Origin of the sequence: Holophaga foetida DSM 6591 (assembly GCF_000242615.2) — a bacterium.
In the GTDB taxonomy this organism is placed as follows: Bacteria; Acidobacteriota; Holophagae; order Holophagales; family Holophagaceae; genus Holophaga; species Holophaga foetida.
This window is the reverse complement of sequence record NZ_KI912268.1, coordinates 3,259,205-3,281,305: the sequence shown is the minus strand read 5'-3', so window position 1 is coordinate 3,281,305 and position 22,101 is coordinate 3,259,205. Positions and strand designations below refer to the sequence as shown.

Here is a 22,101-nt window from a genome sequence, read left to right as displayed (position 1 = left end):
CCACAAGACTTGCTTCTATGTTCAACAGGAGCCGATTCCGGCTCCTTTTTTTGGCCCAGCCGCTTCCCTCCATGTCAGCTTTCCGCGCCCTCCGCCACCGCGATTTCTCCATCTATTTCGCAGGCCAACTCATCTCCCTGGTGGGAACCTGGATGCAGAGCGTGGCTCTGGGATGGTGGGTGTACCGCCTCACCGGCCGGGTTTCTCTTCTCGGCCTTGTGATGTTCGCAGCCCAGGCTCCGACCCTGCTGCTGGCTCCCCTCGGAGGAATGCTGGCGGACCGCATGCCCGCCCGAACCCTTCTCCTGATCACCCAGGCGACCTACCTGGTGCAAGCCCTCGGCATGACGCTCCTGGCCTTCTCCGGGCACCCCACCATCCCCATGATTCTGGGCCTTGCGGTTGCCTCCGGGGCCATCACAGCCTTCGACCTGCCCGGACGCCAAGTCCTGGTTGCCCAGGTCGTGGACCAGGAGACCCTGCCCAACGCCATCGCCCTCCAGAGCGCGATCTTCCATGGCAGCCGCATCGTCGGCCCCTTCTTCGCCCTGCACATCGTGGCCATCAGTCACGAGGGATGGTGCTTCCTGGTGAACGCCGTCAGCTACATGGCCTCCATTGCGGCCCTGGCAGTACTGCGCACCCGTTACCAGCCGGAGTACAAGGAGCGGCACAGCGCCCTGCAGCAGATCACGGAGGGGTTCCAGTTCATCTGGGAACGCCCCGCCTTCCGACACCTCATGGGCCTGCTGGCCCTGATCGTCGGACTGGGGATGCCTTTCACAACGCTCCTTCCCGCCCTGGCCCAGGGGGTACTGCACATCGACGCCCGGGGCCTGGGCTGGCTCGTGGTCAGTTCAGGCCTCGGGGCTACCGCCGGCGCCATGCTCCTGGCCACCCGAAAGGAAGTGAAGGGCTTGGACCGGATGGTGTTCGCCTCAGCCGTCTTCTTCGCCGCCTCCCTAGGATGCTTCGCCCAGGCCCGCAGCCTGACCCCCGCCATGATCCTCCTGCCCCTCGCCAGCTTCGGCCTGGTGGCCTTCAACACCGCCACCAACACCCTCGCCCAGCTCATGACCCCCAATGCCATGCGGGGTCGCGTCACCTCCCTCTATAGCATGGTCTTCATGTTCGCCATGCCCCTGGGCATCCTGGGCACCGGTTTCCTGGGACAGCGCCTGGGTTTGCCCCTCACCCTGGGACTGGGAGCTGGAGGCTGCCTGGTGGGCGCCCTGGTCTTCGCCGGGGTCTACCCGAAGCGAACGGTGGCTCCGGTGGACACCGTCGCCTGAGGCGAAGGATCCGAACCTTGACATGGCATTCAATTGAGATAGAGTCTCAATATGCTGGAACTCTTGGATCATTCCAGCACGAAAGGGTGTCCCGCATGCGCTCCCCGATCCCCGAAAGAAGCCCTGCCCAATGGCTGTCTCTGGCCCGAGGTCTGGCTTGGTTCACCATTTTCTATAATCTCGTGGAGGGCTTGGTCTCCATGGGCTTCGGTATGACCGACGACTCTTTGGCCCTCTTCGGGTTCGGGGCGGACAGCTTCATCGAAGTAGGGTCGGCCATCCTGGTCCTGTGGCGCCTGAAGACCTCTGGATGTGCAGCGACGCGCCTGAGGCGGGAGCGGATGGCCACCCAGGGAATCGCACTCCTGCTGATCCTTCTGGCCATTCTCACGATCCTGGGGGCCATCTGGCGTCTCTGGAAGCACCAGCATCCGGAGACAAGCCTCCCCGGGCTCATCATTTCCCTACTCAGTCTCAGCTTCATGTACTGGCTCTGGCGTTCGAAGAAACAGTGCGCGAGGGCCATGGACAGCAGGGCCCTGGTGAGTGATGCGGCGTGCAGCCTCGCCTGCATGCAGCTCTCCGGGGTTCTTCTCCTGGGCAGCTTGGCTTTTTTGCTCCTTCCCGCCCTGTGGTGGATCGATTCGGCTGCCGCCCTGGCCATTGCCGCCTTCATACTGAAGGAAGGTCTGGGCAGCCTTCGCGCAGCCCGGCACCCTGACTTTTCCGGCGGCTGCGGCTGCCACTGAGGGAGCATTCTTGAACCAGTCCAGCCAGAGCCTGCGTGTAGCCATCGTGGATACAGAAACCACAGGCCTCTACCCCAGCCGGGATCGCATCATCGAAATCGCCATCGTCCTGGTTGAGGCCGAGCGCCCCACAGGACGGATCCTGGGGGAATTGGCCAGGTACGACGCCCTTCAGGACCCTGGCTTTCCCATGCCCTACGGAGCCTATGCCGTCCATGGCATCAGTGATGGCATGGTGAGGGGGAAGCGCATCGACACAGGAGCCGTGCAAGAACTGCTGGGACAGGCGGACCTGCTGGTGGCCCACAACGCGGGCTTCGACAAGGGCTTCGTGGCCCAGGTGATGCCAGAATGCGCCGACCTCACCTGGGGCTGTTCCTGCCGGGGCATCCCATGGAGGCGCCACTTCCCCGTGGACTCAGCCAAGCTCCAGGTCCTGGCCGAGCATCTTCAGCTCCAGCGCGGCACCGCGCACCGGGCCATGGGGGACGTGGAAACCACCCTGGCCCTCCTGAAGACCGAACTGCCCGGACAGGATCTGACGGCCCTGGGACACCTCATCCGCAAGAAGGTCCCCTGTCCGGCCTGAGCAGCTAAAGTCACGACCTTTTCACAGCAATGTCCGCAGAGAACCCCATCCTTGGGTTGGGACAACTCCTGCGCCGCGGAGGTTGCCATGGCAAGCGCCAGCGTCCTTCATCACCTGGACATCCACTGGTTTGAATCCCACGACAGGCTCCTGGACTGGATATTGGTCGTCCTGGGAGCCTTGGTTGGCTTCATGGTCTACAGCTCCAATCCAGAGGCATTCTGGCACTGACCTACCCGTTCGACCGCCCCTTGCCGTGGCCTTTGCCACGCTCCTTGTCCTTACCCTTACCCTGGCCACCCTGGGGCCTGCCATCAAAGCGAAGATCCCCACGCTTCAGGGCATGGAACTCCGCTGAACCGGGCTTGATGCCCAGTTCCTTTGCCATCGCCCGCCAGCCGTGGCAGGCATGGCCAGGAAAACCAGGGCCGCTGGGATCAGATGGTTCATGGTGTCCTCCTTGGCGGCCGGAAGCCCGCCACCGCATCCTACACCTTCAGACCGGCGGGAAATCTCACAGAATCTCACCAATCCACAGAAAAAACCGGAGACCGCCAAAGACGGCCTCCGGTTTCCAGGAAAGCACGAAGACTAGAGTTCGACGACGCGGCAATCGGTGTCGATGACGATATCGGCGTCGGTCTTTTCCTTGATGAACTCCGCCGTGTAGGGAGCGAAGACTTCGCGGAGGTGGAAGCGGTCGCCCACGACCTCGAAGAGGCCGAGGTCGGTCACCACGAAGTTGACTTCGCGGGCGGCGGTCAGGGGCAGGGTGCAGTGGCGCTTCATGCGGGAGGCACCCGAGGGCTCGAAGTGCAGGGTGGAGGCGATCACCACCCGGGCACCGGACACGAGGTCCATGGCGCCGCCCATGCCGGGAACCATCTTGCCCGGCACCTTGTAGTTGGCCAGGTTGCCCATCTGGTCCACTTCCAGCACGCCCAGGACCGTGTAGTCCACGTGGCCGCCCCGGATGATGCCGAAGCTGGTGGCGCTATCGAAGAAGCAGCCACCGGTGAGGACGCTGACGGGTGAACCGCCGGCGTTCACGACGTCGTAGTTCTCCTGGCCGGCCTCGGGGGCAGGGCCAAGGCCCATCATGCCGTTCTCGGACTGGAGGATGATGGTGATTCCCTCGGGGACGTAGTTGCCCACCAGGGTCGGAAGCCCGATGCCCAGGTTGACCACGTCGCCGTTGTGGAACATGCGGGCGATGCGCTTGGCGATATTCTCTTTGTTGGCTACGTATTCCATGCCGTCCCCCTTACATGTCCAGCTTTTCAGCTTTGACGATGAAATCCACGAAGATCGACGCGGTGTGAACATCGTTGGGATCGATCTCGCCGATCTCCACCAGTTCCTCCACCTCGGCAACCACCAGCTTGGCGGCGGTGGCCATCATGGGGTTGAAGTTGCGGGCGGTCCCGGCATAGACCAAGTTGCCGGCCTTGTCGCCCTTCTTGGCCTTCACGAAGGCCACGTCGGCGGTGAGGGGCAGTTCCAGCAGGTACGCCTTGTTGTCCACCGTGATGACCTGCTTGCCTTCCTGGACCTCGGTGCCCACGCCAGTGGGGGTCAGGATGCCGCCCAGACCGGCGCCGCCGGCCCGGATCTTCTCGGCCAGGGAGCCCTGGGGCACCAGCTCGACCTCGGTCTCGCCGGAATTCATCTGCCGCTGGGTCTCCTGATTGAGGCCGATGTGGCTGGCGAAGATCTTCTTGAACTGCTTGTTGGCCACCAGGATCCCGATACCATTGACCACATTGGTCTTGAAGTTATGGGTGGCGGTATCCGTGCAGATCAGGGTGAGCCCCTTGGGAGCAGTCTCCTTGATGGCATCGATGACGGTGTAAGGGGAGCCGGAGGCCATGAAGCCACCGATCATGATGGTGTCCCCTTCCTTGATCTTGGCGGCTGCTTCAGCCGCAGTGATGATGGGTTTCTCTATCACTAGACCCTCCTGTTTGTAGACATAGGCAACCTGCGGGATCCACACCCGCACTTGATAAGACCAGTCCAGGCGGAAGAAGGCCACACGCTCCGCACAACCCACCTTGCCGCTCCCCTATCCTAGCCACTTTTTTGGCTCGCCTGACGAGGGAAGAGAAGGCCAAATCTAAAAAACTTGTGACCGGGGTCCCAAAAGACTCAGGCCCGGACCGTTGGCGCGATCCGGGCCTGAAATGTGAATCACCAGAGTCTAGAGATGATTCGTCTTTTCCCAGCGACGCGTGAAGGTCGTGGCGGAGGCGTAGCTGCTGACCGGAGTCCCCAGCATCGGCGCCAGGCAGAAGGCCCTGGGAGCGGCATCAGCCAGGTAGACGTTGGGAGTCTCGCTGGAGAGGGTGGCATAGCGAGGGAGCAATCCCACAATGGCACTGCGCACACCAGTCAGGTCCAGCTTGGTCCCGCCCGTCGCCTGGAGAGCCTCGCCCAGGAAGCTGACGTTGTCGAAGCCTGCCAGGGGCTTGAAGGCCCGGCGGAACTTGATCACCCGACCGTCGAAGGCAACGGTGGAACCGTCCTCCTCGGCGAGGGGGCTCAGGGGCACCCGCACATCGGCGCGCTCCGTAGCCTCGGTTCCGAAGAGATCGAGGACGGCGGTGAACGGGACCTTGGCCAGCGCCTCGGCACAGGGCAGCGCCTCAGGGTCGACCCCCAGCAGGACCACGGCCTTGATGGCGCCGGAAGCCAGGGCAGCCTGGGCCTTGACCAGATCATCGCTGGAGGCGAAGCCGCCACCATAGACGATGTCCTGGAAGCCCTGGCCATTGGCCTCGTTCCGGACCACCAGAAGCCCGGCGCCCGTCAGGAGTGCCAGATCGGCGGCCCACTGAAGTTCCGAGCCATCGCTCCCGGCAGCGGCATCCCGGTTCACGATCACGGCTGGCTTGGCAGCGTCCTTGAAGAAGGCGGCTGCGCGTTCGATGGCCTCCGAAGCAGCCGCGAAGCCGAAGCCCTGAAGGGCGGCGGCGTTCGAAGCGGTGGCCACGCTTGCGCCATCCTGGAGACCGGCCTTGAGAATGGCGCCGGACAGAGCCGAAAGCACCTGGGCCTCTTCCCCGGCAGCGCAGGGGATGTGGCAGGTGGCCAGACGCTTCCAGGCCAGATCCGCGGGGCCGACGTGGATCAGCTTGGCACCGGCCGTGAGGGCCCGGCGAACCTTGAAGGCGAAGACCGGGTTGTACGTCACCACGTTCTCGCCCACGGTGACGATGAGGTCTGCCTGCTCCACGGCCTCCTGCTTCAGGGTGGAAGCGATGGCGCCCGGGAGCGAGGGCCGACGGAGGTCCTCCGCCGCGAAGACATTGCGGGAACCAAATTGCTTGGCCAGGGAGGCGAAGAGGAAGGCCGTCTCGTTGGAGATGCGGGGGGAGGCCAGGAAGAGGATCTCCTCGCCATTGAAGGCCTTGAGGCCCGCAGCCAGGGCGCTGGCGGCAGCCCCCATCTCCACCTTACCCCTGCCCTTCAGCTCGGGGTTGGCAATGCGATCCCTGGAGCCCACATAGTAGGTTCCGAAACGGCCCTTGGCGCAAAGTTCCCCTTCGATGAAGGGATCGATGGGCTTGGCGGTGACGAAGAAGTAGTCGCGCCCGGAGTGGTTGATGTCGAGTTCGCAGCCCACGCCGCAGAAGGAGCAGGCGGAGCGGTAGGGAGCGGTGCGGTAGGGACCGGGCTTCTCCAGGTTCGCCTTGAAGGTGATGGCGCCGGTGGGGCAGACCTCGATGCAGTTGCCGCAGGAGATGCAGGTGGTATCGGCCAGGGCCTTGTTGAGGCTGGGCTTGACCACCGTATCGTAGCCGCGGTCGATGAAGCCCAGGGCGCTGACATTGATGAGCTCACCGCAGTAGCGCACGCAGCGTCCGCACAGGATGCACTTGTTGGCATCCAGGATGATGTAGGGGTGCCGATCATCCATCTTGTGCTTCTTGAGCTTGCCCTTGAAGTGCTCCTGCTGGACATCATAGTTGCCCGAGAAGACCTTCAGATCGCAATCGAAGACGCTGTTGCAGCCGCAGGAGAGGCAGCGGTTGGTCTCGGCCTTCACCTGGTCGGCGGTGACACCCAGGTCCACCTCCTCCCAGTTCTTGGCCCGCTCGTGGCGGTCCAGCTTGGGCATTTCGGGGCGCTCGGCCTTCTGGTAGCCCACGAAGAAGTCGGAGGTGGGAACCTCCAGGACGGCGCGCTTGCTGAGGAAGCCCGCCTGGAACTTCTCGACCTTGCCGGTCTTGAACCACTTCTCGATGATCTTGGCGGCCCGGCCACCGGCGGCGATGGCGTCGATGGCGGCGGCGGGGCCGGACATGGCGTCACCCCCGGCGAAGACCCCTTCCACACTGGTGAGCAGGGTCTCGGGATCGGCCTCAATGCTGTTCCACTTGGTGGTCTTGATCTCGCCCAGGGTCTGGTTCTTGAGGCCCGAGAGGTCCTGGTCCTGACCGATGGCGGAAACCACCCAGTCGGCCTTGAAGAGGAATTCGCTGCCCTTGACCTTCTCGGGCTTGCGGCGCCCCGAGGCGTCGGGCTCGCCCAGTTCCATCAGATAGCACTCCAGGCCCAGGAGCTTGTCGCCCTCGGTCACCACCTTGTTGGGGGCCGTCAGGTAGGCGAACTCCACGCCCTCCTCGATGGCGTCCTCGACTTCAATATCATCGGCGGGCATCTCGGTGCGGGTGCGGCGATAGAGGACCGTCACCTTGTCGGCGCCGCAGCGCAGGGCGGTGCGGGCCGCGTCGATGGCGGTGTTGCCGCCGCCCACGATGGCCACATTGCCCTTCAGCTCCGGGGGACCGTTACGCTTCACGCCCTCCAGGAAGACGATGCCCGGCAGGATATTGGGGTGGTTCTCGTTCTCAAGGCCCATGCCCTTGGCCACCCAGGAACCCAGGGCCAGGTAGATGGCATCGAAGCCCTCGGCCTTGAGGCTGTCCAGGGTGAAGTCCTGGCCCAGCTTGACCTCGGTGCGGACCTGGATGCCGCCGGACAGGAGCTGCTTCACTTCCTTGTCGAGGACGGCCTGAGGCAGACGGTACTCGGGGATGCCGTAGCGCAGCATGCCGCCCAGCTTGGGCTGCTTGTCGAGGATGGTGACCTCGAAGCCCTGCTGGCGGAGATAGTAGCCGCAGGTGAGGCCCGAAGGACCGCCACCCACGATGGCCACCTTCTTGCCGTTGCTGGGCACAGGCTCGGGCGTGCCCAGGCGATCGTATTCCAGGTCGGCGACGTAGCGCTTCATGAAGTTGATGGCACCCGGGGAGTCCACATCCTGGCGGCGACAGTTGGCCTCGCAGTAGCGCACACAGACGCGGCCGCAGGAGAGGGGCATGGGGTTGGTCTCACGGATGAGATCCAGGGCCTCCTTGTAGAGCCCGGCATTGGCGAAGGCCAGGTAACCCTGGATATCGACATTGGCAGGGCACTTCACGTAGCAGGGCCCACGGCAGTCGGCGTAGTGGTTGGAGAGCAGCATCTCCAGGGCCGACTTGCGGGCCTTGAGGGCTGACTCGCTGTCCGTCCAGATGTCCATGCCCTCGCCCACGGGCGTAGTGCAGGACATGAGGGTGCGCCCCATGTTGCGGACTTCCACCACACAGACCAGGCAGGAGCCGTAGGGGGGGAGGCGGGGGTCGTAGCAGAGGGTCGGGATATCCACCCCGTTGTCCCGAGCGACCTGAAGGATGGTCTTAGAATTGTCGGCAACGACCTCTTTGCCGTTGAGCTTGAAGGTGACACTGGCCATGGAATCGGTCCTCAAACTTTGCTGATAGCGCTGAAGTTACAGACGGTGTAGCACTTCCCGCACTTGATGCACTGGGATTCATCGATCAGGTGGGGCTTCTTGGCCTCACCGCTGATGCACTTGGCGGGGCACTGGCGGGCACAGAGGGTGCAGCCCACGCACTTGACCTCGTTCACCACGAACTTCACCAGGGCGCCGCAGGAGTGGGCGGGGCAGCGGTGCTCGCGGATGTGGGCCTCGTACTCGTCCCGGAAATACTTCATGGTGGTGAGCACGGGGTTGGGGGCGGTCTGGCCCAGACCACACTGGGAGGAGCCCTTGATGATCTGCCCCAGCTCCTCGAGCTGCGCCAGGTGCTCTTCCTTGCCGCGACCGGCGACGATTTCCTCCAGGATCTCCAGCATCCGCAGGGTGCCGATGCGGCAGGAGGTGCACTTGCCACAGGATTCCAGCTGGGTGAAGGTGAGGAAGAAGCGGGCCATTTCCACCATGCAGGTGGTGTCGTCCATGACCACCATGCCACCGGAGCCCATGATGGCGCCGGTCTTGGTGATCTGCTCGTAGTCGATGATGGTGTCCGCCAGGGAGGCCGGGATGCAGCCGCCGGAGGGTCCGCCCATCTGCACCGCCTTGAACGGCCGATCGTCCTTGATGCCGCCACAGACATCGAAGACCACGTTCTTGATGGTGAGGCCCATGGGGACTTCCACCAGACCGGTGCGCTTGGCCTTGCCCGCGATGGCGAAGACCTTGGTGCCCTTGCTCTTCTCGGTGCCCATGGCGGCGTATTTCTCGGCGCCGTTGAGGATGATCCAGGGCACGTTGGCGAAGGTCTCGACGTTATTGATGTTGGTGGGCTTGCCCCAGAGCCCCTTGATGGCGGGGTAGGGGGGACGGGGGCGCGGTGTGCCGCGCTTGCCTTCGATGGAGGCCATGAGGGCCGTTTCCTCACCGCAGACGAAGGCGCCAGCGCCCTCCTTGACCTTCACCTCGAAGCTGAAGCTGGAGCCGAAGATGTTGTGGCCGAGGTAGCCCTTGGCCTTGAGCTTCTCAATGGTGCTCCGCAGCCGCTTCACCGCCAGGGGGTACTCGGCGCGGCAGTAGATGTAAGCGTGCTCGGCGCCGATGGCGTAGCCCGCGAGCATCATGCCCTCGATGACGGAGTTGGGGTCCCCTTCCAGCACCGAACGATCCATGAAGGCCCCGGGATCACCCTCGTCGGCGTTGCAGATCATGTATTTGGTGTCGCTGACGGAGGCGGCAGCGAACTTCCATTTCATGCCCGTGAGGAAGCCGCCACCGCCCCGCCCCTTGAGGCCGGAGTCCAGGACCGTCTGGATCACGTCGGCAGGCGTCATCTCCTTCAGGGCCTTCTGGATGGCCTTGTAGCCATCCCGGGCCTCATATTCCTCGACGGAATCAGGATCCATGAAGCCGCAGTTCCGCAGCACGACCTTCACCTGACGGTCCAGGTAGGAGAATTCGGGCCCCTCGCTGTAATCCTTCAGGGCCACGTACTGGGAAAGTTCAACGCCCCCGAGGACATGGCCATCGAAGACCTCCTTGGCCTTCTCGGCGGTCATATCGCCGTAGAGGGTGCGGTGATCGCCCTCCCAGATCTCCACCAGGGGCTCGCGGTAGCACATGCCCACGCAGCCCGTCGTAGCCAGTTCTGCCTTATCGGCATTGGAGGCCACCAGGCCCTTGAAGGCTTCAAGCACCTTGGCGGCCCCGGCAGAGACGCCACAGGTGCCCATTCCAACCACAATCTTTTTCATCATTGTCCTCGTCACAAGGGAGAGCTGGATCAGCCCTTCTTCCGGTAGTCGTTGAGGATCACGCGGACCTTCTGGGGCGTCAGGCCGCCGAAGGTCTCGTCATTGACCATGATCACCGGCGCCAGGGAGCAGCAGCCCAGACAGGCCACAGGGCTGATGGTGAAGAGACCGTCCGCCGTGGTGTCACCCGTCTCGATCTTCAGGCTGTCATAGAGCACGTCCAACAGGGTGCTGGCGCCCATCACGTGGCAGGCGGTGCCATCGCAGACCTTGATCAAGTATTTGCCAGGTGGCTGAAGCCGGAACTGTTTATAGAAGGTGATCACGCTGAAGATGTCGCTCTCGGGTGTGCCCGTGATTTCGCAGATCTCCCTGATGGCGCCTTCAGGCACGTAGCCGTGCTTCTCCTGGACAACCTGAAGCAGCGGAATGACCTGACTGCCATCCCCCCTGCAGGGCTCAACCGCCTGCAGGTCAAAGTAAGTATAGGATGTAACCGACATCACAAAAACCTCCAGTAGTCATACGGTATTATCAAGATGAAATTTTCTACACAAACAACGCACTTAGCCTATTGAAGCTCTATTCACTCACCATGGTAATCGAAGATGTTATTCACCTGCAAAAGGGAATTTATTCTCGATTCCGCAAATGGGAAGCTATGAGCTATAGCACACGTTTGAAGAGAACCTCGTTCTCGAGATAGATGTGCTGCATGAGGCTGTCCGCCAGCACCTCGAAGGCATGGTAGAGCCTTCTCTGGAGAGCCTGGGCCGACTCCGGTGGCTGGAAGCCCTCCGTCAGCTTATGGATCCGGACCAGCAGCCCCGCGGCGGCATTGTGCTCATCCTCGAAGAGTTCAAGGGGCTCCATGATCTCCTTGTCCATCTGGAACGCCCGCCCTTGCTCCTTGGCGAGAATGGCCGGAAACAGGGTGGCCTCCTCCATCCGAAGGTGGTCGCGCATCTCTCTGCAGAAGAGATCAACCTCATCGCGGATGGCCAGGAGTTCGGGAAAGTGGTGCCCTTCCATGAGCGCCGCCTCTTCCACCAGGTTCTCCAGCTCCGCCATCCCGTGACGGGTCTCCCAGTGGTAGTGCTCCATGAGATGGCGGATCAGGTCCACGACAGGGACCTCCATCCAAGCGTCCAGCGCCGCCCGATCCGCCTCCCTGTGTGCATCCGCCATGGACATATGAACTCCTTGCCGCCAAAAGCCATCTTCAGCTATTTCCTTCCAGATTAACCGAAAGGGGCGGAGGGTCATTCCTCTGTGAATGCCAGGGCGAGTGCGGTGGCCTCCGGGGAGAGGTGGGCGAATCGCATCAGACGGTCGTTGAACTCCGCGTGCAGTTCCCGATCCTCATCCAGGATCAGTTCAACGTGCTCCCGGTGCACAGTCTCGTCCGAGAGGTAGCGCCAGTAGAGGGCCTCCCCCAGAGATTCCAGCCCCCGTGCCTTGGCTTCCCAGTAGACCTTGACAAGGGTGCGCCATCCCACCATCCGCATCCCCCCCTCGCTCAGAATGGCCTCCTGCCATAGGGGACCCGCCCAGAGCTGCACCAGCTCCACAGCCCCTTCCTCCCGACGCTGAGCCAGACTGAGCACCAGTTCACCCATGTCGAAGACCACCGTCTTGAGCCCGAAGCTCATGCCCACTTCCTCGGCCAGACGCCCGTATGCAATCAGGTGCTCGGCCGCCCGGTACATATGATCCGGCTGCTCCAGGAAGGCCTCGATGAGCAGACGATAGTGGTACGAAAGATTCTGGAATCGCCGCAGATCCTTCTCTTCAATGGACTCCCGGAGCAGAGAATTGAACGCCATGATGTGAAGTTCCACCACCTGATCCCGCCCAAGCACAGAAGCCAGCTCGGCACTCTCCACCAACTGGCTGGCAAGCTCTGCCATCAGTTCATGCTGGCGCTTGTTGGCCACCTCCATCACCTTGAGGAGCTGGGCCAGAAGGTAGGCCTCGGGCCAGAGGCATTCCTTCACAAGGAAAGCCTGCCCTTCCCGCGCCAATCCCGGCACGAAGTGGGGCCGGAGGGGGCGCCAGGGGGAGGGTTCGAGGCACCCGCCGCCCACCAGCTCAGTAAGGATGGAGTGAATGGACTGGATGGAGAGCAGCACCAGCTGCCTGTCCCCCCTGGCCATGCCCGTGAGGGCGATGTTGGCAGCCACATCCGTGAATTCGAACAGATCCCTGGAATTCGCCTCCACCTTCCGGCCCCGCAGGACTTGTCCCAGACAGCGGATGGCCTTCCGGGTGAGCATGGGCATGAAGAAGCTCGGTCTCAGGAACTGGCTCAGACCATAAAGGAACGGCAGGGTTCCCGCCAGCACCAGGAACAGGAAGAAGGCCATCACTGCCGTGTATGCACGGAAGACGGGAAGGCCCCTTGGAACGAAAACCGCCCCCAGCAGGAGCAAGTGGGTGAACAGAAGCACCGAAAGCCCTGAGACGATGATGGGATGAGCCACATAGAGCTTCACGAGCTTCGGGGAGTAAAGATTGGCCGTCAGGGGGATGATCAGGGCGATGCTGGTCACCACCACCGCCGTGATCTGGTTCACCATCCGGCTGGGCACCGCGAATTCCGAACGTTCGAAGCCCCCCATGGAGCCGAATAGCGACAGCCCTCCCCCGGCCAGCAGTGCCCCCAGAAGGCATACTGCCACCAGAGACAAGCTGGTACTGCGGCTGGAGGATGGATCTATCCGATGATTGACCATGCCCCGTTTTCGGCGGGAAAGCAGCTTCCACTGAATATCAGGATTTCAGAAGCCCCTGGATCGTGAGATGGAAGTCCAGCAGGGAGAATGGGCGGGCCAGAAAGGCCGACTTGCTGGCCTGCACCCGACCGCTGGCCTCCCATTCCGAGAAGAGCCCCCCGTGAAAGAGAACAGGCAGATCACCGATCAGGCTCCGGCATCGACCCAAGGCAGGATCCGTGGCTCGCGACAGATCGGTGACCACCAGATCCGGGAGGAACTCAGGCACCATTGAGATCGCCTCCTCAAGGGTGTCGCACTCCTGGATTTCAAAGCCATGGAGCTGAAGGAAGCGACGGAAGACCCGACGATCGTCTGGACCATCCACCAACAGAGCCTTCTTTGGAACACCTCTTTGCATATGCAAAACTCATTAAATGGATGCGTTTTTACACTAAGTCCTCTACGAAAAGGTACATTTCCCCCCTCGAAGCACCTGCTGCCCGACAGGGAATGACAGATCTTCCACAGGGAATGACACACCTTCGTCACGGAGCGCCCCAAGAGGGACAACTTAGGTCTACAACCCCAGACGCATCGCCAGATCCTGGCTCCCCTTCCGGCTGGCGGCATATTCCTGACCGTCCGCCAGAAGCACCATGCGCCGGCCATAGGGGAGCACCCGGAGGCCGCGCACGGATTCGGGGCGCACCGTGATGGTCCGGTTGAGCCGCACCAGAGAAAGCAGCGGAAGAGCGGCTTCCACCTGCATCAAAGAGCGCCAGCGGGTCAGGAAGCGCCCATGGGAGGCACAGACAAAGACATTCCCCCCTTCGATCTCGAAGTGACTGATCTTGGCCAGTTCCAGGAGGACCGTGCCCTTCCCGGCGATCACAGCGATCTTAGTGGGGGTGGAAAGCGCAGGCAGGGCGCTCCGCCCCAGGGTCCGTCGACGAAGCCGTTCCAAGGTCTTGGCCAGCCTGGCTTCCTCCACCGGCTTGAGCAGAAAGTCCGCTGCGGCGAAATCGAAGGCGGAAACAGCGAATTCCGAATTGCTGGTGACCAGCACGATGGGCACCCGCTCCTGGAACTCCGCCAGGATATCGAGCCCAGTGGCTCCTGGCATCTTGACATCAAGAAAGAGGCAGTCCGGCAGTGGATGATCCTTGAGCCAGTCCACCATGGCCATCCCATCCCGGAACTGAGCCAGCACCTCGCAACCACCCCGCTCCAGGAGACGCGCCAAACGCATCAGAGCCAGGGGCTCGTCATCCGCAATGGCCACCCGAATCCTGGAATCCATCATCCCTGCCTGTGAGGTTGGCACAAGCATAGCAGTATGTGTTCAAGCCGCCGGATGAGGGCGTTTACAGCGTTCCACAGCTCCCGGATCCTTGTATGATTAGGGGCCGTACCTTGAAGGCTCCGGAGCATCATGGAACCCACGCTTTATATGTTTTGCGCTCCCCACCATCCCCTGGAGCAGGTCGGCGAGCATGTTGTATCTGAAGGCCTTCCCGAGAAGCTGAAGGAGTGGCAGCGGAAAACCGGAGCCCGTGAACTGGTCTACCTCTGTACCTGCCAGCGTGTCCTGTGGATGCTCTGGGAAGGGGATGTCCAGGGTCTCTCCCTGGCACCGGAGGTCATGAAGCTCACGGGCGATGCCGCCTGGCTGCACCTCCTCTCCCTCGCCTCGGGCCTGGAGAGCGCCAATGTCGGGGACCGGGAGATCCCCGGGCAGATCCGGACCGCCCTGGACACCGCCCTGGACGCGGGCACCGCCGGGGAGGAAGCCCTGTCGGCCCTGGAGGACATCCTCCGGGAAGCCCATCGTCTCCGTTCCCGCATCGGGCTGGACCACGGCCAGGCTAGCGTCGCCACCGTGGCATTGAAGCACGTCGAGCGATTCCTGGACACCTCGGGACACGTCCTGCTGGTGGGCGTCGGCCCCATGACCCAGTACCTGGCCGCCCGACTCCCGGAGCGGGGCTACCGGGTCACCGTCACCAACCGGAGCCTTTCCAGGGCCCACGAGATGGCAGATCCCCTCGGGCTTCCGGTGGTCCCCCTGGACCTCATCCAGCGCGATCCCGGCACCTATGACTGTCTGGTGACGGCCACCGCCAGTCCTGAGCCCATCTTTACGCGAGCCGCCTGGCAGCACTGCGAACGCGAGAACCGGTTGCTGATCCTCGATCTGGCCCTCCCCCCGGATTCGGAGCCCAGCCTGGAGCAGCTCCCCTGGGTGCAGCGCCTCAATCTGGGCAACTGCCTGGAGGAGACCGAACAGGCCAAGCGTCACCGCAAGGAAGCGGCCCGTCAGGCCGACCCCTTCCTGAACGATGGCGTGGAGCGCCTGAGGGGCCGCGCCCGCAAGCGGGCGGCCAAGCGGCGGCGGGCCATGGCACACGAACGCCTCAGCATCGCCTGGGAGGCCCTGAACGCCGAAGCGGCGGAGGGCCCCCTGGCGGAACTGCTTCCCGACCAGGCCCTGGCCCTCCAGGCCATCCTGCGCCGGGGCCGCACCCTGGCCTTCCGGGCCCTGGCCCAGAGCGAACCCCGGGCCACCGGTGAGGAATCGCCCGAGGACGAGGACGACCAGTGAGCCGAATCATCGTCGGCACCCGAAACAGCCTGCTGGCCATGGGGCAGGCCCGTCCCATGGTCGACTGGCTCAAGGCCCAGGGACATGAGGTCATCTGGAAGGAATTCACCACCCACGGGGACCGCTGGCTGGCGGGCCCCCTGGAGAAGGCCGGAGCCACGGGCCTCTTCACCAAGGAACTGGAGGATGCCCAGGCTGCCCGGGAGGTGGATCTCCTGATCCACAGCCTCAAGGACGTCTCCATGGAGCGCCCGGCGGGAACCCTTCGGGCCTGCATCCCCCTGCGGGAGGACCCCTTCGATCTCCTGATCCTCCGCCCAGACCGCCCCGAGCACCCCACCCTGGGCACCAGTGCCGTACGCCGGGAACGGATGCTCCGCCAGGCCATGCCCCAGGCCCGCTTCACCTGGATCCGGGGAAATGTCCCCACACGACTCCAGCGGGTCCGGGACGGCATCCTGCGGGAGGAACCCCTCCACGGCACCCTCCTGGCCGCCGCCGGCGTCAAGCGGCTGGCCCTGGATCTTTCGGGGCTGGAGGTGCGTCCCCTGAGCCCCGAAGAGCTCCTTCCGGCCCCGGGACAGGGCGCCCTGCTGGCCGAGACCCGCGCGGACCGCCCCGATATCGTCGAGGCCCTGCGGCCCCTGCACCACAGCGACACGGCCCTTTGCGTGGATCTGGAGCGCCGGGTGCTTGCAGGACTCGGCGGCGGCTGCCAGCAGCCCCTGGGTGCCCTGGCCGAAGTGCTCGAAGGCGGCCGGGTACGCCTCCGGGCCGCCTTCGCCCAGGAGGATCGCGTGGTGCATGCCCAGGCAGAGGGAGAACCCGACGAGGCCCTGGGCAGTGTCCTCGCCCAGTTCCGGGCCGAAGGCCTGACATGGGCCCACTGAAACCGAGCTTCCGACGCCTTGCCCTGGCCCGTCCCGGGGACCACCCCCTCTCCGAGTGCGTCCGGGCGGCTGGCTGGACGCCGGTGGCCTACTCCTGCACCACCATGTCCCCCACTCCGGAACCCCCGCCCCCGGGCCCCTGGGATGCCGTCCTCATCCTGAGCCCCGCCGGAGCCCGGGCCATCCGCTCCCAGCTCCCGGGCGGCACCCCCTGTCTCGTGACGGGAGCCGGCACCGCCGAGGCCCTGAAGGGCTGGGATCTGCTTCCCACCCTTCCCGCCGAGCCCCGGGCCGAAGGGCTCTGGTCGGAACTCCAGGCCCGCTTCCCCTCCGGCGGCGCCTTTCTCCTGGTGAGGGGTGAGCGGAGCCGCGCCTTCCTGGAAGCCGCAGCCGAAGGTTCCCCCTGGCACCTGACGCCCTGGCTGAGCCACGGCGAGATCCCCCTGGATCCCGTCCCCCCCCTGCCAAGCGTGGAGGGTGTCCTGGCCCTCAGCCCCCTCCAGGCGGAAGTCCTGGCCCCCCTGAGCCGGGATATACTCCGCTTCGCCTGGGGGGAGCGATCCGCCCAGGCCTTCGCCTCGGTCGGCTTCCCGGCCACCGCCTGGTGCCAACCCAGCCCCTCGGCGCTGGAGATCCTGCTTCGATCCGTGTAAGGAGTTGCCATGTTCATCCGTCCCCGCCGCCTCCGCCGCACCAAGGCCATCCGGGATCTCGTCGCCGAAACCGATCTGAGGGCCCGCCACCTCATCCAGCCCTACTTTGTCCAGGATGCGGAGGGCGTGAGCCCCATCGCCAGCCTGCCGGGCATCGCCCGCACTGGCCTCCAGGCCACCCTGAAGCAGGTGGAGGCCGATCTCAAGCTCGGCCTCCGCTCGGTGGTGCTCTTCGGGGTGCCCGACACCAAAAGCCCCCTGGCCGAACATAGCCATGACCCCAAGGGCTCCCTGCCCCGGACCATCAGCGCGCTCAAGCAGGCCTTCGGGGACGATCTGATCGTCATGACGGACGTCTGCCTCTGCGCCTACACGGACCACGGCCACTGCGGCGTGGTGGAGAACGGCGAGATCGTCAACGATGCCAGCGTGGCCATCCTGGCGGAGATGGCCCTCACCCATGCCCAGGCCGGGGCCGACGTGGTGAGCCCCTCGGACATGATGGACGGCCGGGTGGCCGCCATCCGGGCCCGCCTGGACGAAGAGGGATTCCAGAACACCGCCATCCTCTCCTACGCCATCAAACACAATGGCGCCTACTACGGCCCCTTCCGGGAAGCGGCGGACTCCAGCCCCAAGTTCGGCGATCGCCGCACCTACCAGATGGACCCCCGGAACGCCCGGGAAGGCATCAAGGACGCCCTGCTGGATATCGAGGAGGGCGCCGACATCCTCATGGTCAAGCCCGGCATCCACAACCTGGACCTGATCTGGCGCCTGCGGGAAGCCTGCCTCCTGCCGATCTGTTCCTACCACGTCTCCAGCGAGTTCAGCAGCGTCAAGGCCGCGGACCAGCTCGGCTGGGTCAACGGCGATCAGCTCCTGTACGAACAGCTCCTCAGCCTGCGCCGGGCCGGAAGCGACATGATCATCACCTACGCCGCCCGGGAGGCCGTGCAGAAGGGGTGGACCGCATAGACCGCTTGCATTGGAATTCACAAATTTATTACAATAATTAAAATTACCAGCGAGTTATCCATGCCAAACGATGCCCTGTTTGCCGAAGCTCTGACCCACTTTCCAGGTGGCGTCTCCTCCCCTGTCCGGGCCTTCAAGTCCGTGGGAGGCCACCCCAAGTTCTTCAAAAAGGCATGGGGCGCCTGGTTCGAGGACGAGGACGACACCCGCTACCTGGACCTCTGCATGTCCTGGGGCCCCCTGATCCACGGCCACGCCAACAAGGAGATCCTGGCGATCGTCGCCGAGACCATGCGGGAGGGCCTGACCTTCGGCGCCCCCTCCCGGCGCGAACTGGCCCTGGCCCGGCGCATCAAGGAAATGGTGCCCTACATCGAAAAGATGCGCTTCGTCTCCAGCGGCACCGAGGCGGTGATGTCCGCCCTTCGGGCCGCCCGGGGATTCACGAAGCGGGACCTCATCCTCAAGTTCGACGGCTGCTACCACGGCCACAGCGATTCCCTGCTAGTGAAGGCCGGCTCGGGACTGGCCACCTTCGGGGAGCCCACCAGCGCTGGCGTGCCCAAGGCCTTCGCCGACCTGACCCTGGTGCTGAGCCTGGACGATCCGGAGGCCCTGGAGGCCACCTTTGCCAAGCATGGAAGTGATCTGGCCGCCGCCATCATCGAGCCCATCCCCGCCAACAACGGCCTGCTGCTCCAGGACCGCTCCTTCCTCCAGCGCCTGCGGGAGCTGTGCACCAAGTACGGCACCGTGCTCATCTTCGACGAAGTCATCAGCGGCTTCCGGGTGGCCCCGGGCGGCGCAGCGGAACTCTTCGGGATCACCCCGGACATGGTGACCTTCGGCAAGATCATCGGGGGCGGCATGCCCGTGGGCCTCTACGGCGGGCGCAAGGACATCATGGGGATGGTGAGCCCCGACGGTCCGGTCTACCAGGCCGGAACCCTCTCGGGCAACCCCGTCGCCATGGCCGCGGGTCTGGCGACCCTCCAGCGCCTGACCCCCGGGGTCTATCGGGACCTTGAGGCCAAGAGCGAACGCTGGGCCAAGACCTTCGAGAAGATCCCCGGCCTCCACGCCCCCCGGATCGCCAGCCTCATCTGGCCCCTCTTCCAGCCGGAGGTCAAGCGGGCCGACCGGGTGGAATCCGGCGCCATCGCCCAGTTCAGCCGCCTCCACAAGCTGATGCTGGAAGAGGAGGTCTACCTGGCCCCCAGCGGCTACGAGGTGGCCTTCCTGTCCACCGCCCACGGCGATGCGGAATTCACCCACTTCGAGCGGGCCGTGGAGAAGATCGCCGCCCAGTGGTAGGCCCCCGAGCGGGGCAGACCGTATACTGAACGTTTCGCAAGGAGCATCCATGACCCGTATCTTCACCTTTGGCCTGGAAAGCGGCACCGATACCGAGGGATCCTACCTCGTCATCCAGGTGGCCCACCGGGACAGCAAGCGGGCCGCCAAGGCCGCCCAGCTTGAAGCCGCCAAGCGTGGCGGATCCTGGCGCGTGGTCCACAAGGCCGAACGCCGCACCGGCATGGCCATCCCCCAGGGCGAGATCCTCGGCGCCACCGGACCGATCAACTTCGCCGTCGAAGAGTAGTCGCGGAAAAGATCGCCACGAAGCACACGCAGTCCGTGTGCTTCGTGGTTTTGTTTTGGAGCGTTCATGCCTCAGCCCCTCCTCCAGGTCCTCCATGGCGAAGCCCTGGCCCCTCCCCCGGTCTGGTTCATGCGCCAGGCGGGGCGCTTCCTTCCGGAGTACCGGGCCATCCGGGCCAAGGCATCCTTCGAGGAGCTGCTGAACGATAGCGATCTGGCGGCGGAGGTGACCCTCCAGCCCCTGCGGCGCTTCCCCAAGCTCGATGGCGCCATCATCTTCAGTGACATCCTGGTGATCCTGGATGCCCTGGGCTGCGGGGTGACCATCCCCGAGGGCGGCCCCAGGCTGGCCCGCACCCTGGACCAGATCGACCTGGACCAGCCCCTGGACGAACGGATCTTCGAGCCGGTCCAGGCCGCCATCCGCAAGGTGAAGGCCCAGCTCCCCCCCCACGCCACCATGCTGGGCTTCGCCGGGGCCCCCTGGACCCTCCTGGCCTACGGCATCGAGGGCAAGGGCTCCAAGACCTGGTCCAGGGCCAAGGCCTTTCTCCACGCCGAACCCGTCAAGGCCCAGGCCTGGCTCGACAAGCTCGCGGATGCCGCCGCCCGTCTTCTGAACCTGCACATCGGTGCCGGTGCCGAGGGGGTGCAACTCTTCGACACCTGGGCCGGGGAACTGGACCCCGAGGACTACGCCCGCTTCAGCCTCCCCGCCGTGGAGCGCACCCTCTCCCAGGTGACAGGCGCCCCCAAGCTCTTCTTCGCACGCTCAGGCCATCTCCCCCAGGCTCTGGAGTCCCTCTCCTGCGAGGGTCTGGCGGTGCCCTGGCAGGTGCCCATCCAGGAGGCCCGGCAGCGCTTCCCCCGCATGGTGCTCCAGGGCAACCTGGACCCCATAACCCTCCTGGCGGGACGGGAGATCGCCTGCGCCAAGGCCCGGCGCATCGTCGAATCCATGATGGGGCACCCCCATATCTTCAACCTGGGCCACGGGCTGACACCGGAAACCGATCCGGAGATCCTTGGAGCAGTCATCGATGCGGTGAAGGCGGGCTGACCCCCTGCTCTTACCGGGCCTTCCACTGGAATGCGTGGGGCCATTTGGATGAGGTCGCGGCATCCGTGAAGCCGGTATGGCAGACGCTGCATGCCGAAGCGCGACCGGAGCCGTGTTCCTCTGCGAAATCGGCGGCAGAGTCTGGCTTAGAACTGTCGTGACACACCCCGCAGCTGCCCATGGAGCGAAGGGGATCCGAGGCTCCCGACAGCGATCCCATATATTGGTTCATCTGGTAGTTATCACTGGATTCCCGACTGGGCGCCATGGCATGGGGACTTCCATGACAGGCCGCACAGCCTAGGCCACCGTGCCCCCGGGCATTCCGGTAGAGGGTGGCTCCGGTATCCACCTCCGAAATGGCGACGGTGGCGTTGTGGCAGGTCGCGCACTGGGGTTCGCTGGCCCAGGGAATGCGGCCGCCCGAGGTGATGGAACTGGCCACCTGGGCCATGTCCCCGTGACAGGCCACACAGTTGCCATCGGAGTCGGTGTGGCGAAGGCTCCGGTTGCACTGGGTGGTGGCCCCGGGGTGGCAGTCGTAGCATGTGATCCCGGCCTTGTCCGCATGGTAGCCATGGATGGCCTCGGAAAGGTACTTGCCGGAATATCCGGCCCCGCTGGTCCCGAGAGCCGGACTGCCGTGGCATGAGGCACAGAGCACCGGCGCATTGTCGGCAAGATGGAGGGGCATGGCTGCGTCGTGTCTGGACAGGACATCCGCCATGGCATTGGCCCCATGGCACTTAGCGCAGTTGATCTCATCAGAGGTGGGCACCGTGGCTCGGGTCTGGGCCACGGTATTGCCTGCGGCATCCTTCACCGTGATCTGAGCCACCTGGTATGGGCTCCACACTCCGGAGTCATTGACGGGGGTGACAGGAATCCCGTTCACCTGGAAATGGTCCCCCTTCAGGACCATCGCGCCGGAAAGGCCGTTATGGAGGGCCGGGTCTTCCAGGTTCAACCCCGTGTCAGCCACAAGGGTGATGCCGAAGAGCTTCAGGCAGTTTGTCCAGAACTGGCCATAGCTCCGCTTGTCGGCGGAACGGGTGTTGTTGAGGATGCTATAGCTGACAGAAATGCCCGAGGTGACCACCTGGGGGGGATTGCCCTTCCGGACCACCTGGGCCCAGACCGTGTTGTAGGGCGGCAGGATGACCGCCTGGTCATAGGTGGGATTCAGGCAGTGCATCCCCAGGTCGTTCCAGGCGAAAACCACATAAGTCTCGGGACTCGACGTTGGGCTGGACCTACCGCCACCTCCGCAATGGGTCAGCCCCAGGGCGACCACCAATACCCCGGCCAGGGTCAAACGGATCAGGTTCCTGCCCATGCCCCCTCCGTCCATGGCCCCACCGAGGTGCCCAGCCAAAGGTGCGTCTTTTCCCATCAATCGACAAGGGAGAGCGGGTACTCCGGCGTTCAGGAGCTCCTGGGACCCCTGCAGG

At 64.2% G+C, this 22,101-nt stretch carries 22 protein-coding genes; 11 read left to right on the top strand and 11 right to left on the bottom strand.

What is annotated here, in order from left to right:
• Positions 1-71: 71 nt before the first annotated feature.
• From HOLFODRAFT_RS21595 to HOLFODRAFT_RS24915, 4 genes are all read left to right on the top strand, one after another.
• The gene (locus HOLFODRAFT_RS21595) at positions 72-1,292 is read left to right on the top strand and encodes an MFS transporter (protein ID WP_158412966.1); all 1,221 of its coding nucleotides are present in this window, start codon (positions 72-74) and stop codon (positions 1,290-1,292) included.
• 95 nt (positions 1,293-1,387) lie between these two features.
• The gene (locus tag HOLFODRAFT_RS0214800; RefSeq protein ID WP_005034471.1) at positions 1,388-2,041 is read left to right on the top strand and encodes a cation efflux transmembrane domain-containing protein; all 654 of its coding nucleotides are present in this window, start codon (positions 1,388-1,390) and stop codon (positions 2,039-2,041) included.
• Between the two features lie 10 nt (positions 2,042-2,051).
• Positions 2,052-2,630 (top strand): exonuclease domain-containing protein, encoded by a 579-nt coding sequence (locus HOLFODRAFT_RS21590; RefSeq protein ID WP_005034469.1) that lies wholly within the window; start codon positions 2,052-2,054, stop codon positions 2,628-2,630.
• A gap of 87 nt (positions 2,631-2,717) precedes the next feature.
• Positions 2,718-2,861, top strand: coding sequence for a hypothetical protein (locus HOLFODRAFT_RS24915; protein ID WP_005034466.1), 144 nt, complete (start codon positions 2,718-2,720; stop codon positions 2,859-2,861).
• A 1-nt stretch (position 2,862) separates the two neighbouring features.
• Here HOLFODRAFT_RS24915 and HOLFODRAFT_RS25000 read toward each other — a convergent pair whose 3' ends face one another.
• The 10 genes from HOLFODRAFT_RS25000 to HOLFODRAFT_RS0214740 all read right to left on the bottom strand — a co-directional run bounded on the left by HOLFODRAFT_RS25000 (position 2,863) and on the right by HOLFODRAFT_RS0214740 (position 14,165).
• The gene (locus HOLFODRAFT_RS25000; RefSeq protein WP_169732719.1) at positions 2,863-3,018 is read right to left on the bottom strand and encodes a hypothetical protein; all 156 of its coding nucleotides are present in this window, start codon (positions 3,016-3,018) and stop codon (positions 2,863-2,865) included.
• Positions 3,019-3,221: 203 nt separating this feature from the next.
• Positions 3,222-3,884 (bottom strand): 3-oxoacid CoA-transferase subunit B, encoded by a 663-nt coding sequence (locus HOLFODRAFT_RS0214780; RefSeq protein WP_005034463.1) that lies wholly within the window; start codon positions 3,882-3,884, stop codon positions 3,222-3,224.
• Positions 3,885-3,894: 10 nt separating this feature from the next.
• The gene (locus HOLFODRAFT_RS0214775) at positions 3,895-4,581 is read right to left on the bottom strand and encodes a CoA transferase subunit A (RefSeq protein WP_026939359.1); all 687 of its coding nucleotides are present in this window, start codon (positions 4,579-4,581) and stop codon (positions 3,895-3,897) included.
• Positions 4,582-4,830: 249 nt separating this feature from the next.
• Entirely contained in the window at positions 4,831-8,370 is a 3,540-nt protein-coding gene (locus tag HOLFODRAFT_RS21580) for an FAD-dependent oxidoreductase (RefSeq protein ID WP_005034458.1), read from the bottom strand.
• 11 nt (positions 8,371-8,381) lie between these two features.
• Positions 8,382-10,148 (bottom strand): NADH-quinone oxidoreductase subunit NuoF, encoded by a 1,767-nt coding sequence (locus HOLFODRAFT_RS0214765; protein ID WP_005034456.1) that lies wholly within the window; start codon positions 10,146-10,148, stop codon positions 8,382-8,384.
• A 29-nt stretch (positions 10,149-10,177) separates the two neighbouring features.
• Complete coding sequence (gene nuoE, locus HOLFODRAFT_RS0214760; protein WP_005034454.1) at positions 10,178-10,651, bottom strand: NADH-quinone oxidoreductase subunit NuoE; 474 nt, start codon at positions 10,649-10,651, stop codon at positions 10,178-10,180.
• A 163-nt stretch (positions 10,652-10,814) separates the two neighbouring features.
• Positions 10,815-11,342, bottom strand: a complete 528-nt coding sequence (locus HOLFODRAFT_RS0214755; protein ID WP_005034452.1) for a hemerythrin domain-containing protein — start codon at positions 11,340-11,342, stop codon at positions 10,815-10,817.
• A 68-nt stretch (positions 11,343-11,410) separates the two neighbouring features.
• Positions 11,411-12,838, bottom strand: a complete 1,428-nt coding sequence (locus tag HOLFODRAFT_RS0214750; protein ID WP_148300467.1) for a hypothetical protein — start codon at positions 12,836-12,838, stop codon at positions 11,411-11,413.
• 82 nt (positions 12,839-12,920) lie between these two features.
• Complete coding sequence (locus tag HOLFODRAFT_RS0214745) at positions 12,921-13,253, bottom strand: DNA-binding transcriptional response regulator (RefSeq protein ID WP_148300466.1); 333 nt, start codon at positions 13,251-13,253, stop codon at positions 12,921-12,923.
• Between the two features lie 189 nt (positions 13,254-13,442).
• Entirely contained in the window at positions 13,443-14,165 is a 723-nt protein-coding gene (locus HOLFODRAFT_RS0214740; protein WP_005034446.1) for a LytR/AlgR family response regulator transcription factor, read from the bottom strand.
• 132 nt (positions 14,166-14,297) lie between these two features.
• Here HOLFODRAFT_RS0214740 and HOLFODRAFT_RS0214735 point away from each other — a divergent pair, with 132 nt between their 5' ends.
• The 7 genes from HOLFODRAFT_RS0214735 (at position 14,298) to hemE (ending at position 20,650) form a co-directional block, all read left to right on the top strand.
• Positions 14,298-15,467: a glutamyl-tRNA reductase gene (locus HOLFODRAFT_RS0214735; RefSeq protein ID WP_005034445.1), complete on the top strand. Its 1,170-nt coding sequence runs from the start codon at positions 14,298-14,300 to the stop codon at positions 15,465-15,467.
• Positions 15,464-16,357, top strand: coding sequence for a hydroxymethylbilane synthase (hemC, locus tag HOLFODRAFT_RS0214730; protein WP_005034443.1), 894 nt, complete (start codon positions 15,464-15,466; stop codon positions 16,355-16,357). Before HOLFODRAFT_RS0214735 ends, hemC begins: the two co-directional genes overlap by 4 nt.
• Positions 16,345-17,010: a uroporphyrinogen-III synthase gene (locus HOLFODRAFT_RS0214725; protein ID WP_005034440.1), complete on the top strand. Its 666-nt coding sequence runs from the start codon at positions 16,345-16,347 to the stop codon at positions 17,008-17,010. Before hemC ends, HOLFODRAFT_RS0214725 begins: the two co-directional genes overlap by 13 nt.
• A gap of 9 nt (positions 17,011-17,019) precedes the next feature.
• On the top strand, positions 17,020-17,988 hold the full coding sequence (gene hemB / locus HOLFODRAFT_RS0214720; protein WP_005034437.1) for a porphobilinogen synthase: 969 nt from the start codon (positions 17,020-17,022) through the stop codon (positions 17,986-17,988).
• 60 nt (positions 17,989-18,048) lie between these two features.
• Complete coding sequence (hemL, locus tag HOLFODRAFT_RS0214715) at positions 18,049-19,302, top strand: glutamate-1-semialdehyde 2,1-aminomutase (protein WP_005034436.1); 1,254 nt, start codon at positions 18,049-18,051, stop codon at positions 19,300-19,302.
• 49 nt (positions 19,303-19,351) lie between these two features.
• Positions 19,352-19,591, top strand: coding sequence for a hypothetical protein (locus HOLFODRAFT_RS0214710; RefSeq protein WP_005034434.1), 240 nt, complete (start codon positions 19,352-19,354; stop codon positions 19,589-19,591).
• A gap of 66 nt (positions 19,592-19,657) precedes the next feature.
• Positions 19,658-20,650: a uroporphyrinogen decarboxylase gene (gene hemE, locus HOLFODRAFT_RS0214705; protein WP_005034431.1), complete on the top strand. Its 993-nt coding sequence runs from the start codon at positions 19,658-19,660 to the stop codon at positions 20,648-20,650.
• Positions 20,651-20,660: 10 nt separating this feature from the next.
• On the opposite strand, the gene HOLFODRAFT_RS0214700 is transcribed toward hemE, so the two are convergent.
• Entirely contained in the window at positions 20,661-21,986 is a 1,326-nt protein-coding gene (locus tag HOLFODRAFT_RS0214700) for a multiheme c-type cytochrome (RefSeq protein ID WP_005034430.1), read from the bottom strand.
• Positions 21,987-22,101 lie beyond the last annotated feature (115 nt).